This window comes from Rhodococcus sp. HNM0563, assembly GCF_012726195.1.
Taxonomy (GTDB): Bacteria; Actinomycetota; Actinomycetes; order Mycobacteriales; family Mycobacteriaceae; genus Rhodococcus.
In genome coordinates this window covers 646,268-660,657 of the sequence record NZ_JAASAF010000001.1, presented here as the reverse complement: position 1 = coordinate 660,657, position 14,390 = coordinate 646,268, and the positions used below count along the sequence as shown (strand labels likewise).

The 14,390-nt window shown below is 66.3% G+C and carries 14 protein-coding genes; 7 read left to right on the top strand and 7 right to left on the bottom strand.

What is annotated here, in order from left to right:
• Positions 1–56: 56 nt before the first annotated feature.
• The 5 genes from HCA61_RS03165 to HCA61_RS03145 are packed head-to-tail and all read right to left on the bottom strand — an operon-like array spanning position 57 to position 4,960.
• Positions 57–1,235 (bottom strand): lipid-transfer protein, encoded by a 1,179-nt coding sequence (locus HCA61_RS03165; protein ID WP_169686538.1) that lies wholly within the window; start codon positions 1,233–1,235, stop codon positions 57–59.
• Positions 1,235–1,675: a MaoC family dehydratase gene (locus tag HCA61_RS03160; RefSeq protein ID WP_169686536.1), complete on the bottom strand. Its 441-nt coding sequence runs from the start codon at positions 1,673–1,675 to the stop codon at positions 1,235–1,237. The genes HCA61_RS03165 and HCA61_RS03160 overlap by 1 nt, the downstream gene beginning before the upstream one ends.
• Complete coding sequence (locus HCA61_RS03155; protein WP_169686534.1) at positions 1,672–2,784, bottom strand: acyl-CoA dehydrogenase family protein; 1,113 nt, start codon at positions 2,782–2,784, stop codon at positions 1,672–1,674. The genes HCA61_RS03160 and HCA61_RS03155 overlap by 4 nt, the downstream gene beginning before the upstream one ends.
• Positions 2,784–3,797 carry an OB-fold domain-containing protein gene (locus HCA61_RS03150; RefSeq protein WP_169686532.1) on the bottom strand — a complete coding sequence of 338 codons (1,014 nt, stop codon included), beginning with the start codon at positions 3,795–3,797 and terminating at the stop codon, positions 2,784–2,786. The genes HCA61_RS03155 and HCA61_RS03150 overlap by 1 nt, the downstream gene beginning before the upstream one ends.
• The gene (locus tag HCA61_RS03145) at positions 3,794–4,960 is read right to left on the bottom strand and encodes an acyl-CoA dehydrogenase family protein (RefSeq protein WP_169686530.1); all 1,167 of its coding nucleotides are present in this window, start codon (positions 4,958–4,960) and stop codon (positions 3,794–3,796) included. Before HCA61_RS03145 ends, HCA61_RS03150 begins: the two co-directional genes overlap by 4 nt.
• A gap of 217 nt (positions 4,961–5,177) precedes the next feature.
• Between HCA61_RS03145 and HCA61_RS03140 the strand changes: the two genes are divergently transcribed.
• Together HCA61_RS03140 and HCA61_RS03135 are read left to right on the top strand one after the other, a co-directional pair.
• The gene (locus HCA61_RS03140; RefSeq protein WP_169686528.1) at positions 5,178–5,612 is read left to right on the top strand and encodes a nuclear transport factor 2 family protein; all 435 of its coding nucleotides are present in this window, start codon (positions 5,178–5,180) and stop codon (positions 5,610–5,612) included.
• Positions 5,613–5,760: 148 nt separating this feature from the next.
• Positions 5,761–6,279, top strand: coding sequence for a nuclear transport factor 2 family protein (locus HCA61_RS03135; protein WP_169686526.1), 519 nt, complete (start codon positions 5,761–5,763; stop codon positions 6,277–6,279).
• A gap of 48 nt (positions 6,280–6,327) precedes the next feature.
• Here HCA61_RS03135 and HCA61_RS03130 read toward each other — a convergent pair whose 3' ends face one another.
• Together HCA61_RS03130 and bioB are read right to left on the bottom strand one after the other, a co-directional pair.
• Positions 6,328–6,528 carry a hypothetical protein gene (locus tag HCA61_RS03130; protein WP_169686524.1) on the bottom strand — a complete coding sequence of 67 codons (201 nt, stop codon included), beginning with the start codon at positions 6,526–6,528 and terminating at the stop codon, positions 6,328–6,330.
• A 2-nt stretch (positions 6,529–6,530) separates the two neighbouring features.
• The gene (gene bioB / locus HCA61_RS03125; RefSeq protein ID WP_169686522.1) at positions 6,531–7,544 is read right to left on the bottom strand and encodes a biotin synthase BioB; all 1,014 of its coding nucleotides are present in this window, start codon (positions 7,542–7,544) and stop codon (positions 6,531–6,533) included.
• A gap of 112 nt (positions 7,545–7,656) precedes the next feature.
• On the opposite strand from bioB, the gene HCA61_RS03120 reads away from it, so the two are divergent.
• Genes HCA61_RS03120 through HCA61_RS03100 form a run of 5 tightly spaced genes read left to right on the top strand, consistent with a single transcriptional unit; the run spans position 7,657 to position 14,359 of the window.
• Entirely contained in the window at positions 7,657–8,283 is a 627-nt protein-coding gene (locus HCA61_RS03120) for a TetR/AcrR family transcriptional regulator C-terminal domain-containing protein (protein ID WP_169686520.1), read from the top strand.
• Positions 8,284–8,326: 43 nt separating this feature from the next.
• Positions 8,327–9,643 carry an SWIM zinc finger family protein gene (locus tag HCA61_RS03115; RefSeq protein ID WP_169686518.1) on the top strand — a complete coding sequence of 439 codons (1,317 nt, stop codon included), beginning with the start codon at positions 8,327–8,329 and terminating at the stop codon, positions 9,641–9,643.
• A complete protein-coding gene (locus HCA61_RS03110) occupies positions 9,640–11,073 on the top strand; it encodes a DUF5691 domain-containing protein (protein ID WP_169686516.1) in 1,434 nt (477 codons plus the stop codon). The genes HCA61_RS03115 and HCA61_RS03110 overlap by 4 nt, the downstream gene beginning before the upstream one ends.
• On the top strand, positions 11,070–12,173 hold the full coding sequence (locus HCA61_RS03105; RefSeq protein ID WP_169686514.1) for an AAA family ATPase: 1,104 nt from the start codon (positions 11,070–11,072) through the stop codon (positions 12,171–12,173). The genes HCA61_RS03110 and HCA61_RS03105 overlap by 4 nt, the downstream gene beginning before the upstream one ends.
• Positions 12,170–14,359 carry a DUF5682 family protein gene (locus tag HCA61_RS03100; protein ID WP_169686512.1) on the top strand — a complete coding sequence of 730 codons (2,190 nt, stop codon included), beginning with the start codon at positions 12,170–12,172 and terminating at the stop codon, positions 14,357–14,359. Before HCA61_RS03105 ends, HCA61_RS03100 begins: the two co-directional genes overlap by 4 nt.
• Positions 14,360–14,390 lie beyond the last annotated feature (31 nt).

Sequence of the window (14,390 nt, the reverse complement as noted above, 5' to 3'; positions counted from 1 at the left end):
GTCGCAGCGCCCTTTCGGGGCGCCGTCGACGCATACCGTTCCGGTGGTGCTCCTGGTCAGGCGGCGCCGAGAATCAGTCCGCTCGTGGGAACCGCGGTTCCCGCCGTCACGATCACATTCTCGGCGTGTGCCGGCTGGTTGGTGGAGGTGCCCCGCAACAACCGAACCGCCTCGGCGATGCCGTTGACACCGTGCAGGTATGCCTCCCCCACCTGACCGCCGTGTGTATTGCTCGGCAGCCGTCCACCGATCTCCAGATTGCCCTCGCGGATGAAGTCCTTGGCCTCACCCACGCCGCAGAAGCCGAGTTCCTCGAGCTGTGGAAGTACGAGCGGAGTGAAGTGGTCGTAGAGGATCGCGGCGTCGATGTCGTCCGGCGACAGACCGGCCTGCGCATAGAGCTGACGTCCGACCAGCCCCATCTCCGGAATACCGGTGATGTCGGGACGGTAATAGCTCGCCATCATGTGCTGATCCTTGCCGCTGCCCTGCGCAGCGCCCTTGATGATCGCAGGCTTCTGACGCAGGCTCGCGGCGCGCTCGGCAGAGACGATCACGAGGGCCTGACCACCGTCCGTCTCCTGACAGCAATCGAGCAGATGCAGCGGCTCGGCAATCCACCGGGAGTTCTGGTGGTCCTCCAGCGTGATCGGCTTGCCGTAGAACCACGCATTCGGGTTGTTCGCGGCGTGCTTGCGCGCCACGACCGCGACCCGGCCGAAATCCTCACTTGTGGCACCGTACTGGTGCATGTACCGTCGAGCGAACATCGCGACCCACTGGGCCGGCGTCGCCAGTCCCTGCGGAGTCAGCCACGCATAGGCTGCGCGGTCCGCGGTCGAATCCATCGGACGGTCATGCTGACCTGCGCCGAAGCGCATTCCGGAGCGCTCGTTGAACGCCCGGTAGACCACGACGACGTCGGCGACGCCGGTCGCGACAGCCATAGCCGCCTGCTGCACCGACGCACACGCGGCACCGCCGCCGTACCCGATGCGGGAGAAGAACTTCAGCTCCCCGAGTCCGCAGTTGCGGGCGACCAGGATCTCCCCGTTGGTCTCCATCGTGAACGTCGTCAGACCGTCGACCTCGGACGGGTCGATTCCCGCATCCGTGAGGGCTGCGGTGACGGCCTCGCACGCGAGTTGCAGTTCGGAACGACCTGACTTCTTCGAGAACTCGGTGGCGCCGATACCGACGATCGCGGCGGCACCCGAGAGCGGACTGACGGCCATCAGGCGTCCTCCCCTTCGCTGACAGCAGAGTAGGCCACGGTGACAGTACCGGCGAGATGGTTGCCGAGACTGTTCGTGCCCACGACCTTCACCTCGACGAGCCCGTTGTCCTTCGAGACCACCTCACCGGTCATGGTCATGGTGTCGCCCGGGTAGTTCGGGGCACCGAGACGGATCTTCACCCGACGCAGCGTCGGGTGTGGTCCGGCCCAGTCCGTCACGAACCGGCCGGCCAACCCGTTGCTGGTGAGAATGTTCATGAACACGTCCTTCGAACCGCGCTCACGCGCCAGCTCCGGATCGTGGTGCACATCCTGGAAGTCTCGGGTCGCGATCGCGGTGGACACGATCAGCGTGCGGGTCAGCGGAATCGCGAGATCCGGCAGCACCTCGCCGACGACGATGTCGTCGTAGCTCCGGCCCGAGGCGGTGGCCGTCATGCGACCACCTCGACGCCGGAAGCGAGCAGCGCGCCCAGACGGGCCAAGTCGGAGGCGGAGCCACCGAGAGTTGCACCGATCTGCTTGCCCCACAGCAGATGCCGGTGCACAGGGTAGTCGGTGTCGACACCCATCCCGCCATGCAGATGGGTGGTACGGTGCACGATGCGCTGGCCACCGTCGGTCGCCCACCACTTGGCGACGAGCACCGACGTTCCGGGATCGTGCCCCTCGGCCAGCAACCATGCCGCCTGCCACAGCGTGACACGCATCGCCTCGAGGTCGATGTAACAGTCGGCCAGTTGATGATTGACGGCCTGGAACGTCGCGAGCGGCCTGCCGAACTGGTGCCGGCCGTTGAGGTAGGTGACGGCCTGCTGCACAGCGCCGGAGCCCACACCGATCTGGATCGCGGCCAGTGCCAGCTCGACGCGGTCGAGAAGCCACCGCACAGTACTGCCGTCGACAGAACCGAGCAGTTCCGCGGGAGCCGACTCCAGTGTGACGTTGCCGCAGATCTCCCAGTTGGTGGACTGCGTCTGCTCCACCGCGACACCCGCACCGGCCAAATCCACCACGAACAGTGCCGCACCGTCGGGAGTGGTCGCGGCGACGATCGCGTGGTCTGCGACGTGCGTGACCGGGACGACGGCCTTGGCGCCGCTCAGGGTCCACTGACCGTCGACCTCGGTGGCGGTGGTCCTCGGTTCATCGTCGACGTACGGACCGAACTCTTCGAGCCCGATCGTCAGGAAACTGCTGCCCTCGGCGACACCGGGAACCAGCGCCGCGCGCTGGGCGTCGGTGCCGAACTCGGCGACCGCAAGGGCTGCGAGGGCCGACTGCCAGATCGGCACCGGCGCGACGTGCCGCCCCTGCTGCTCGAGCAGGACGTACAGCTCGGACAGGCCCAGGCCACCGCCTCCCAGATCCTCGGGCAGCGCGATTCCGAGCAGACCCGTGTTCGCGAGTTCGCGCCACAGGTCCCGGTCGATACGCTCGTCGCCGAGTTCGACCTGTTTGACGCGCTCGATGTCGGCTTTGCTGGTGAAGACCTCGTCGGCGAGGTTGCGAATCGCCTCTTGCTCTTCGCTGAAGTTGAAGTCCATCAGTGCTCCTCCCGTGCTGCCGGCCGAAACGCGGGAAGCGTCAGATCCGGGTCGGCGTCGATCCAGTCCAATTCCACCGGCATATCGATCTCGACATCCTCCGGTGCGATGCCGGTCATGTTCGCGATGAGTCGCGTGCCCTCTTCGAGTTCGATCGTGGCCACAATGAGCGGGTACTCGAATCCGGGGATACGAGGGTGGTGGTTGACGACAAAGCTGTACACGGTGCCCCGGCCCGAAGCATCGACAGTGTCCCACTCGAGCGACCGACACGTCCCGCACATCGGTCCAGTGGGGTGGCGAAGCGCACCACAGTCGGTGCAGCGCTGGATCACCAAGCGGTGATCCTTGGCAGCCTCGAACCAGAAAGCGTTGTCCGCGTTGAGCGCAGGACGTGGGCGCAGGCCCGGGATCTGGGCCGCAGGCTTCTCGGCGGTCTCGCTTCCCTTCGGCCTGAAACGCAGGGTGCGCCAGCGTTGAGTTGCGACGATCTCGTCATCACCACCGTGCGAATCCGCGTCGACACCGCCGCGGTGCGAACTCGCGGCACCGCCGCCGCGGCGATACGTCTTGAGGGTCGTGACGAAGTGTCCGACACCGAGACCCGTACTCTTCTCCTCGGAGATGTGCTCGATCACCTCGGTGAGCGATACTCGGTCGCCGGGACGCAGTTCCGCAAAGAATTCGAAGTCCGAGTCGGTCGCGACGACAGAGGTGAAGCCCGCGGAGTCGAGCGTCGCGATCAGATCGGTCCACACCTGAGACGGATCGTTGTTCGCCATCTTGTCGGTGAACGTCCGCATCGTCCACACCTGCGCCATCAGCGCCGGGGCGACGACTCCGTCCCGACCGGTGGCGCGAGCAGCGCCGTCATCGAGGTAGATGGGGTTCGTGTCCCCCATCGTTTCGACCCAGTGCCGGATCATCGGTACGTTGACCTCGTCCGGGGCCCAGGTGGTAGGCGTGAGTACCTGCCCCTCGAAAGCGCCGAGTTCGGTGAGGAATTCGCTCACTTGACCCTCTTCTCCCGCACGAGCCCGAGACCCATCGTCCCCACCATGTCGCGCAGCACCTCGTTGACCCCGCCACCGAAGGTGTTCACCATGCCCTGGCGGGATATCTGTTCGATCTGGCCGGCCAGCAGCGCACCCGGCGACTCCGGCCGGATCCGCCCGGCAGCCCCGAGGATCGCGAGCAATGTGCGGTAGACGTCGATGTGGGTTTCGGTGCCATAAGCCTTCGTGGCACCCGCATCCGCGCCGGAGAGCGTCTCCGCCGCGACCGATGCCGTCATTTTCCAGTTCAACAGGCGCATCGCTTCGAGGCTGGCGTGGGTACGTGCGAATTCCTGTTGTACCCAAGGTATCTCGATGACACCGTTCTCCCTCGCCCACTCGAGTGCCTGATGCCAGAGTCCGTACGTACGCCCCCCGATTGCCGCGAGGCCGATGCGCTCGTGGTTGAGCTGCGCAGCAATCAACTGCCAGCCCCCGTTGATATCGCCGATCACGTTCTCGGCGCCGATGCGGATTCCGCTGTAGTAGGTGGAGGTCACCATCAGCCCACCGACCGTGTCGATCGGCGACCACGAGAATCCTTCATCGTCGGTGGGTACGACCAGGATCGAAATGCCCTTGTGTTTGGGAGCCTCGGGATCGGTGCGGCAGGCGAGCCACACGAAGTCGGCGGTGTTCGCACCGGAGGTGAAGATCTTGTTGCCGTCGACCACCCACTCGTCACCGTCGAGGACGGCACGCGTCCTGAGCGATGCCAGATCGGTACCCGCTTCGGGCTCGGTGTAGCCGATTGCAAAGACTATGTCGCCTGCGAGAATTCCCGGCAGGAAGCGTGCCTTCTGCTCCTCGGTCCCGTACTTCATCAGGGTCGGGCCGACGGTGTTGACGGTAACGAAGGGAAACGGGAGGCCCGCGCGCTGCACCTCGTCGAAGAACACGAACTGTTCTTCGATGGACCGGCCCTGCCCGCCGTATTCCTCGGGCCAGCCGATACCCAGCCAGCCGTCCTGACCCAGCAGCTTGACGACTTCGCGGAAATACTCGCCGCCCACACCCTGTTCGCCCGCTCTGCGGCGCTTCTCTTCCGGTAACAGGCGCGCGAAGTACGCACGCAATTCCCGTCGCAGCTCCAGCTGCTCCGACGACTCCCTCAACTCCATCGATGCACTCCCATTCATCGCAATCCGCGAAACTCGGACGCTAAGGAGGTATTCGCAGCGGGTCCCGCCCGGTCTCACTGAGCGGTAGATTCTCGCGTTCGAGTCCACGAGCCGGGACGGAACACGCCTGTATCCGGGGTCGACGGCCGCTCGATACCGGTTCCGCTGAGCGGGTTCAGAGGCGACCGGCAGCCACGATGACTGCATACTCGTCGCCATGGACAACCCATCGGATCTGGCCGGTCGATACGCACTTGCAGTCGACGCTCGAGACCGTCTCGCCTTGAGGTCGCTGTTCACCGCGGACGCCGAGTTCGTGCAACCTCCCGCCGTGACACGCGGAACCGAGAATGTGGTCACAGCCGGTGCCGACGCTATCGTCGCGGTCGTGCTCGACGGCACCGCTCACCTGCACGCCACGCACCACACTGTGCACCAGACGGTGATCGACCTCGACGGCGACACAGCTTGGGGCTGGGTGTATTGCCTGGCGCATCACCTGTATCGCGGTCGCGACGGCATGCGCGACAATGCGATCGCCATCCGTTACCGGGACCACTACAGGCAGGTGGATGGCAGCTGGAAGATTGCGCGCCGGGAACTCGTCGTCGATTACATCGAGGACCACGCGGTCACCGTGCCCGGACTCTGACGGCGGCCGAGTCCCGTTCAGTGGAAGTAGCTTCCACACGTGGACGCACCAGTGTGATCCTTCGCAGAAATCCGCAGGCGTTCGGAATCGACTCGGACCGCATGCCGGATCCACTCGACCGGATGGTCGGGCTCGAGGAGGGAACGCAATGACCGACGCAGAACGAGCACTACAGGATCTTGTCGACAAGCAGGAGATCCGGGAGGTAGTGCTGAAGTACTGCCGTGGCATCGACCGGCTCGACTTCGAGCTGGTACGCGAGTGTTACCACCCGGACGGGGTCGATCACCACACCGGTTTCGACGGTGATGTCGACGCGTACATCGCTTGGGTGGAACCGAGACTGAAGCTACTGGGGGGCACGATGCACCACGTCGGCAACCACTTCGTCGAATTGTTAGGCGACGTCGCGATCAGCGAGGCGTATTCCACCAATACGCACTGGGGACACCCGGATCGCGACGATTTCACCAGTGGCGCGCGTTTCGTCGACCGGATGGAACGAAGGGACGGGCGCTGGGCGATCGCCGAACGGTGGGCGGTGCGGGAGTGGACCCGCTCGGACGCGGGCCGGATGATCGCCCCGGAGGGACGCGGTCCGCGCGGAAGCCGGGACTCATCGGACCTGCTGACCGTTCTACGGTCCCGCATCGCGAACCGGATGTGACCTCACCCCGGACCGGTGATGCGGTCGCGGAGTCGGTCCGGGTCGAACTCAGCGTTGCTCGTCACGCCACGAGTCGATCGTCCCGTGTCGGGAACATCGCGCCCACCACCCGTCCGGTGCGATCTGCACGATCATCCGGCGTCCGCACTGCGTGCAGTAGCGGGGCGGCTCGAGACCCATTACTGCGGCAACGGGTCGCTGTGCCGGGTCGGCCACGGCGCTCTCGGCACCGGTGAAGGCATCGAACATGGTCAGATGCTCTCGCCGAGTGCTTTGATCGGCATCTTCAGTTCGCCGAGCAGGTCGAGGTCGGTCTCGGCCCGTCGACCGAGCGTCGTCAGATAGTTTCCGACGATGACGGCGTTGATTCCGCCGAGGATTCCCTGTTTCGCGCCGAGGTCTCCGAGAGTGAGTTCTCGCCCACCGGCGAAGCGAAGAATCGTGCGCGGCAAGGCGAGGCGGAATGCCGCAACGGCTTTGAGCGCCTCCGAGGCAGGGAGAACGTCGAGGTCGCCGAACGGCGTGCCGGGCCGCGGATTGAGGAAGTTGAGGGGGACCTCGTCGGGTTCGAGCGCGGCAAGGTCTGCAGCGAATTCGGCGCGTTGTTCAAGGGTTTCGCCCATGCCGAGGATTCCGCCACAGCAGACTTCCATGCCTGCCTCGCGGACCATGCGCAACGTCTCCCACCGCTCTTCCCACGTGTGTGTGGTGACGACGTTGGGGAAGAAGGATTTCGCGGTCTCGAGGTTGTGGTTGTAGCGATGTACGCCGAGGGCAGCGAGCTGATCGACCTGGTCCTGGGTGAGCATGCCCAACGAGCACGCGACCTGGATGTCGACCTCGCCGCGTATCGCTTCCACGCCCGCCGCGACCTGCGCCATCAGCCGGGCATCGGGACCGCGGACCGCAGCGACGATGCAGAACTCGGTCGCTCCGGTCTTGGCGGTCTGTTTGGCTGCCTCGACCAGTGCGGGAATGTCGAGCCAGGCCGAGCGGACAGGGGAGGCGAACAGTCCGGACTGGGAACAGAAGTGGCAGTCTTCGGGGCACCCGCCGGTCTTGAGGCTGATGATGCCCTCGACCTCCACTTCGGGTCCGCACCACGTCATCCGCACCTCATGGGCCAAGGACAGCAGCTCATCGAGCCGGTCGTCGTGCAGGCGGAGCACCTCCACCGTCTGCGCTCGGTCGAGTCCGAGGCCACGCCGTAGCACTTGGTCGCGTGCCTGTTCGAGGATGTCGGCTCGGGCGGGGGCTTGCGTCACTGGGACTCCTGAGGATCAAAACTTGAACACCGTTCACTTGAACGCCGTTCAGGTTAAGGTCGCGGTCCGATAGTGTCAACGCAGACAGCGAACGAGACAGGGAGCGACACCAGTGCAGCTGCGACGCGGCGACGTCCTCGACGGCGCCATGGCGATACTCGACGAGTACGGTTTGGGCGATCTGACTATGCGCAAACTTGCGACCTCACTCGGGATACAGCCCGGCGCGCTGTACTGGCACTTCCCCAACAAGCAGACCCTGCTCGGCGCAATGGCCGACCGAATCCTCGATGGCGTCGATGCCCCGCCGGCCGCCGACACGTGGGACGACGCACTCACCGAACTCGCCTACCGTTTCCGCGGCGCACTGCTCGCCCACCGCGACGGTGCGGAATTGGTCGCCGCGACCTACGCCTCACGCTTGACCACCTCCGGCGCCCGCGACAGTTTCGTCTCGGCCGCTCTGCGCGCCGGCCTGTCCCGCGCACACGCCGAACTCACCGGGTACGCGCTGCTGCACTATGTCCTCGGACACACCGTCGACGAGCAATCGCGTCTCCAACTCGCCGAACTCGGCGCGCTCACCCGCGCGCCGATCGCCCCCGATACCGCAACGGAGAACGCCGCGACGTCGGACGACGACCTGCTCGACGGCGACCCCGCCATCCGATTCGACTTCGGGTTGACCTTGTTCGTCGATGGGATCCGTGGCCGCCTCACCGAACACGCATCGTCCTGATCGTTTACGGATCTGTCGGAGTGCTGCCGTAGTTTTCTTCACCGTGACAGCCCCCTGGACCCTCGAACAGATCACCGCAGCAGCGCCGGATCAGGCGTCGATGTCGGCTGCCCGTCGGCTCTCGTCCGCATGGTCCGACCCCGGGCATTCCGCACGGTCGCTCTGGGGACTGTGCCGCGGCAGCGGATCGAAGCCGTACACCACGGTGGTGGACCTCACCGGCCCTGCGTTCCGCTGTTCATGCCCGAGCCGCAAGTTCCCCTGCAAGCACGCACTGAGCCTGCTGACCCTGTGGGCAGCAGGCAACGTTCCGGAGGGTCCGGAGCCCGACGCCGCGGCGGAGTGGCTCGACGCACGGGCAGCGAAGAGCACCGAAGCGCGCACCGCAATCGACTCCGGGGGGCCACCCAAGACATCCGACCCCGCGACAGCCCTGAAGCGTGCCGAACGCGTCACAGCAGGCCTCGCAGACCTCGAACGCTGGCTCACCGACCGGGTCCGCAGCGGACTGGGTTCGATTGCGCACGACTACGGCACCTACGACGCGGTCGCCGCGCGGATGGTCGACGCACAGGCCCCGGGGGTCGCTGCAATGCTGCGCACGCTCCCGAGCATTGCGAGATCCGGAACCGATTGGCCCACACGACTACTGGTCGAGTACGGCCGCATCCATCTACTCATCCGCGCGTACCGGGATGTAGATTCGCTACCGGAGCCGCTTGCCCGGTCCGTGCGCACCCACATCGGGTTCCCGACGAAGATCGACGAGGTTCGACGGGAGCCGGCCGTCCGCGACCACTGGCACGTACTGGCATGTCGCGTCACCGAGGACAACCGGGTGTACACCCGGAAGGTCTGGCTACGCGGGCGGGACAGCAGACGCTGGGCGATCCTGCTCGACTTCACCCACGGCACACAACGGTTCCCGGACGCGGCTCCTGTGGTCGGCACCACCATCGATGCCGACCTGCATTTCCATCCCGCCGGCGCGCCCCTGCGCGCTCAACTCGGCATCTGCCACGGGCCACCGACGTCGATCTCGACTCTTCCGGGGACCGATCTCGACGAGGCACTGGGCGACTACGCCGATGCACTCGCCGCCGACCCGTGGACCCGGTCGTGGCCTATGCTTCTCGACGCCGTGACCCCCACCCACGCCGCCGACGGCTGGCATCTCGTCGACGAGCACGGCAGGGCTCTGCCCCTCGGGGGCGACGATACCGACCGGTGGCGGCTACTCGCGGTTGCGGGCGGACGCCCGTTGACGGTGTGTGGCGATTGGGACGGATGCAGCGTTGTCCCCGCCGCGATGTACTCCCCCACCGACCTGTCCGACAGCACCGAAGGGTCACGGCCGTGAACAGTACCGGTATCGAAACACTCACCACGACTGCCCTTCTCGGTACCGCGCGCGCAACACCTACCTTCGATGCCCTATACACCGCCGACGCTGCCGGTGCGGTGATCGGTACTGCCGAGCACCGACTGCTCGCCGCCGCAGCACTCGAAGCGGTCTTTCTCGCAGGCGGAACCCTGCCGACCCCGCACCCGCGCCCCGCGGCCGCCCCCGACGATCCCCGACCCGAACTTCCCCCCGCAGCGACGGAGAGACTACGCGGCCTGCTCACCGTCCGATCCGATCTGCTGGACGAATGGTTCTGTGCTGCAGAACGATTCAAGGCTCCCGCCGAACTCATCGTGGATCTGCTCAGTGGAGCCTCGCTCGGAGGCAGCACCCACCGCGCAGCGTTGCTCGCACTTGCAGGCCCACGCGGCCAATGGGTCGCGGCACAGAATCCGGCGTGGGCGCCTCTGGTCGCACCCGACCTGACCGACGACGACCCGTGGCTGCACGGCACTCCGGCCAAGCGGCGCTCGTGGTTCGAGAATCTGCGCGCAGCCGACCCTGCCTGTGCCACCGCACGGCTGGCAGCCGTGTGGAAATCGGAGAACGCAGCGACACGACTCGCCCTGCTCGAAGCACTGTCCCCCGGACTCGGCCCCTACGACGAAGAGTTGCTCGAACGAGCCCTGGACGATCGCAGCGGAAGAGTCCGCGAGGTTGCCATCCGGTTCCTGCGCCGACTACCCGACTCCGCGTTCGGTCGCCGCATGACGCAGCGCGTACGCGACTGGGCACAGGTGTGCGGCTCGGCCCTGCAGATCGCTGTCCCCGAGACCCTCGACGCCGACGCCGTCCGGGACGGCCTCGATCTCCGAGGCCCGGGCGGTCTGGCGACGGTCGCCGCACATCGACTGTGGTCGCTGGCGGCGTCAGCGCCGCTCTCGGCATGGTGCGACTCCGACCGCACCCCCACCGAGGTCCTCGCTTTGCAGGTCGCCGACGGTCTCGACGTCCCACTTCGAAGAGGCTGGGAGACCGCCACCGCCTGCCACCGCAATGAACAATGGGCGAGTGCGATGCTCCACCGCGACGGGAAGGTCGGCGATCACGTTGCCGAGGCACTCCCCCGCCCCGTTCTCGTCGAGCACCTGCGCGGGAGCTCCGGCGAGCAGTTGCTCGACACGACCCTGCTCGACGCGCTCCCTGCTCCGTGGCCGACCGATGTCGCCGAGAAGGTTCTCGCAGCGCTCTACTCCGCCGCGGCACCGAAGTCGAACACCTTTCGTTCGCTGACTGCCCTTCTGGCACACCGCGCGCCCTACGAGGTCGGCGATCTGTTCGCCGACGCCGCGACCCGCACCGACGATCTCGACCGACTGAACCGCTTCGCCACCGCCGCAGACATCCTGAGCCAACGCCGTACCCTTCACGAGGAGTTGAGTTGACCGACATCGTCATCGACGAACAGAGCATGCTGCGTCCCCATGCGGAACAGCAGTACGCAGACGAACTCGCGGCACTCGCCCGGCTCGACGACCGCCCGCGCCCACCGTCGTGGCAACTGTCCCCGTGGGCGGTCGTGACCTATCTGCTCGGAGGCGAGCTCTCCGACGGCACGATGATCTCGCCGAAGTACGTCGGGCCGCGACGCCTGATGGAGGTCGCCGTGGCAACCCTCGCGACCGATCGCGCGTTGCTGCTCCTCGGCGTTCCCGGCACAGCGAAGACCTGGGTCTCGGAACACCTCGCGGCGGCCGTCTCCGGATCGTCGACCCGGCTGGTGCAGGGCACTGCAGGTACCTCAGAAGAAGCGATCCGGTACGGCTGGAACTATGCGCGGCTACTCGCCGAGGGACCGTCTCCGGCAGCGCTCGTGCCGTCACCGATCGTGACCGCGATGCGCGACGGCGCGATTGCGCGCGTCGAGGAGCTCACTCGCATACCGGCGGACGTGCAGGACGCTTTGATCACCGTGCTGTCGGAGAAGACATTGCCCGTACCCGAGCTCAACATGGAAGTGCAAGCGGCCAAGGGATTCAATGTCATTGCCACTGCCAACGATCGCGACCGCGGAGTCAACGATCTGTCCTCCGCATTGCGCCGACGATTCAACACCGTCGTGCTGCCGTTGCCCGGCAGCGAAGAGGACGAGGTGGCGATCGTCGCACGGCGAGTGGAGCAACTCGGAATGTCGCTCGAGCTTCCCCGGGTACCTGCCGCCGCGGAGGAGATCCGGCGCGTCGTGACCGTGTTCCGGGAGTTGCGGGCGGGGGTGACCACCGACGGACGTACCAAGCTCAAGTCTCCGTCGGGCACGCTGTCCACCGCCGAGGCGATCTCGGTGGTCACCAACGGTCTTGCGCTCTCGGCGCATTTCGGCGACGGTGTACTGCGCCCGTCCGACGTCGCTGCGGGGATCCTCGGTGCGGTCGTGAAAGACCCGACCGCCGACCGTCAGGTCTGGATCGAATACCTCGAGGCCGTGGTCCGTGAGCGCGAGGACTGGGCCGGCTTCTACCGGGCCTGCCGTGAGGTCACCGGGTGACGGAGTCTGCTCAGGTACGGGTATTCGGTATCCGTCATCACGGCCCCGGTTCCGCCCGCGCGGTCATGCGCGCCCTCGCCGAATTCGAACCCGATACCGTCCTCATCGAGGGTCCGTCAGATGCCGATCCGCTGGCTGCACTGATCGCCTCCGACGATATGCAACCCCCTGTGGCGTTGCTCGCCTATGCCACAGGCGAGCCCGCAAACTCAGCGTTCTGGCCGTTTGCCGCATTCTCACCGGAATGGCAGGCGCTGCGCTGGGCAATCATGCACGACGCCGACGTGCGATTCTGCGACCTTCCCGCGGCACAGCAACTCGCCCTCGACAGGGAGCCAGGACAGGACCGGCCGGATCCGCTCGGCGCGCTCGCCGCTGCCGGTGGATACGACGACTTCGAACAGTGGTGGGACACCGTCATCGAGTCGGGGACGACGGACGGCGACCACGACCATTCGGCCGATTTCGACGCAATCGCGGAAGCCATGGCCGCGCTCCGCGAGGACATCGAACTCGACGGCCACACGGTCCGGCGCGAGGCGCACATGCGCCAGGTGCTGCGCAGCACCGTCAAGGCCGGAGCGTTGAAGATCGCGGTGGTCTGCGGTGCGATGCACGCTCCCGCGCTGACGGGCGCACTCGGTCCGGCGGCGCCTGATGTGCGGCTGCTCAAGGGTCTGCCCAAGGTCAGAACATCGCTGACGTGGGTTCCGTGGACTCATTCGCGACTGACATCGGCCTCGGGTTACGGCGCAGGCATCACCTCCCCCGGCTGGTATCACCATCTGTTCACCCAGCAGGAGGACACGGTCACACGGTGGCTCACCCGGGTCGCGTGGACATTGCGAGAACACGACCTTCCGGTGTCGAGCGCACACGTGATCGAAGCAACCCGGCTGGCCGGATCCCTGGCGGCGTTGCGCAATCGACCGTTGGCCGGACTCGCCGAGATCACCGAAGCCACCCGCGCGGTGCTCTGCGACGGCGACGATGTGCTGCTCGACTTCGTCACCCGCACGCTCGTCGTCGGAGAGGCCCTCGGCAGTGTCCCCGACACCACTCCCACAGTGCCTCTCGATGCCGATCTACAGGCCACCTCGAAGACGCTGCGGCTCAAGCGCTCTGCGCACAGCAAGGCTCTCGATCTGGATCTGCGCAAACAGACCGACCTGGCGCGCTCGCGGCTGCTGCACCGATTGCGGGTACTCGGAATCCCCTGGGGCACGCCGCGGGTCAGCGATGTGCGATCGACGGGTACGTTTCGTGAGAGTTGGACGCTGCAGTGGGAACCCGAGTTGTCGGTCTCGATCGTGGAGGCGTCCTGTTGGGGCACCACCGTCGAATCAGCGGCCCACGCACTCGTTCTCGAGCGTGCCTGCGACCGCAACGCCACTCTGGCACAGGTGGTGGTTCTCCTCGACGAGGCGCTTCTCGCCGATCTACGCGACGCGATTCCCGAACTCCTCCGGTCGATCGACACCGCAGCGGCGCTCGATCACGACATCGCGCACCTGATGGCGGCCTTGCCCACATTGATCCGCACTTTGCGGTACGGCGACGTACGCGGCACCGACCTGTCGTCGCTCTCGCATGTTGCCGACGCTCTCCTCGTGCGGATCTGCGCGGGCCTGCCGGCTGCGACGGCCGGTCTCGACACCGACGCGGCCGACGTGCTCCGGCGCGAGATCGATGCGGTCCACTCCGCGCTCGCATTGCGCAATGACACCGAGTCCACGAACCGCTGGCTCGACACCCTCGCCGGCATCGCCGGTCGCGACGAGGTCGATGGCATGCTCACCGGCCGGATCGTCCGACTACTGCGCGATATGGGTCGCATCGACGAACAGGACACCGCGGTGCGTGCGTCCCGTGCGTTGTCGATCGGCAGCGAACCCGCAGCCAAAGCACGCTGGATCGACGGATTCGTCGGCGATGGCGCGCTGTTGCTCATCCATGATCGAGGATTGCTGACCCTGATCGACCGCTGGGTGTCGGGGCTGCACAGACAAGACTTCGTCGACATCCTGCCGGTATTGCGGCGCACATTCGGGGGATTCGAATCGGCCGAACGCGCGACGCTCGGCGCCATCCTGCGTGGCGGCGCAGCGGTCCGCACAACCGCCGCCGTCGACGTCGAACGCGGTACGCGGGCCACAGCCGCAACGGCCCTGATCCTGGGAGTGTGAGCATGACAGTACCTTCGGCCTCCTCCGAACC

Coding starts and splice junctions, on each gene's coding strand:
- HCA61_RS03165 (WP_169686538.1), bottom strand. CDS start 1,235: ATGGCCGTCAGTCCGCTCTCGGGTGCCGCCGCGATCGTCGGTATCGGC.
- HCA61_RS03160 (WP_169686536.1), bottom strand. CDS start 1,675: ATGACGGCCACCGCCTCGGGCCGGAGCTACGACGACATCGTCGTCGGC.
- HCA61_RS03155 (WP_169686534.1), bottom strand. CDS start 2,784: ATGGACTTCAACTTCAGCGAAGAGCAAGAGGCGATTCGCAACCTCGCC.
- HCA61_RS03145 (WP_169686530.1), bottom strand. CDS start 4,960: ATGGAGTTGAGGGAGTCGTCGGAGCAGCTGGAGCTGCGACGGGAATTG.
- HCA61_RS03140 (WP_169686528.1), top strand. CDS start 5,178: ATGGACAACCCATCGGATCTGGCCGGTCGATACGCACTTGCAGTCGAC.
- HCA61_RS03135 (WP_169686526.1), top strand. CDS start 5,761: ATGACCGACGCAGAACGAGCACTACAGGATCTTGTCGACAAGCAGGAG.
- HCA61_RS03130 (WP_169686524.1), bottom strand. CDS start 6,528: ATGTTCGATGCCTTCACCGGTGCCGAGAGCGCCGTGGCCGACCCGGCA.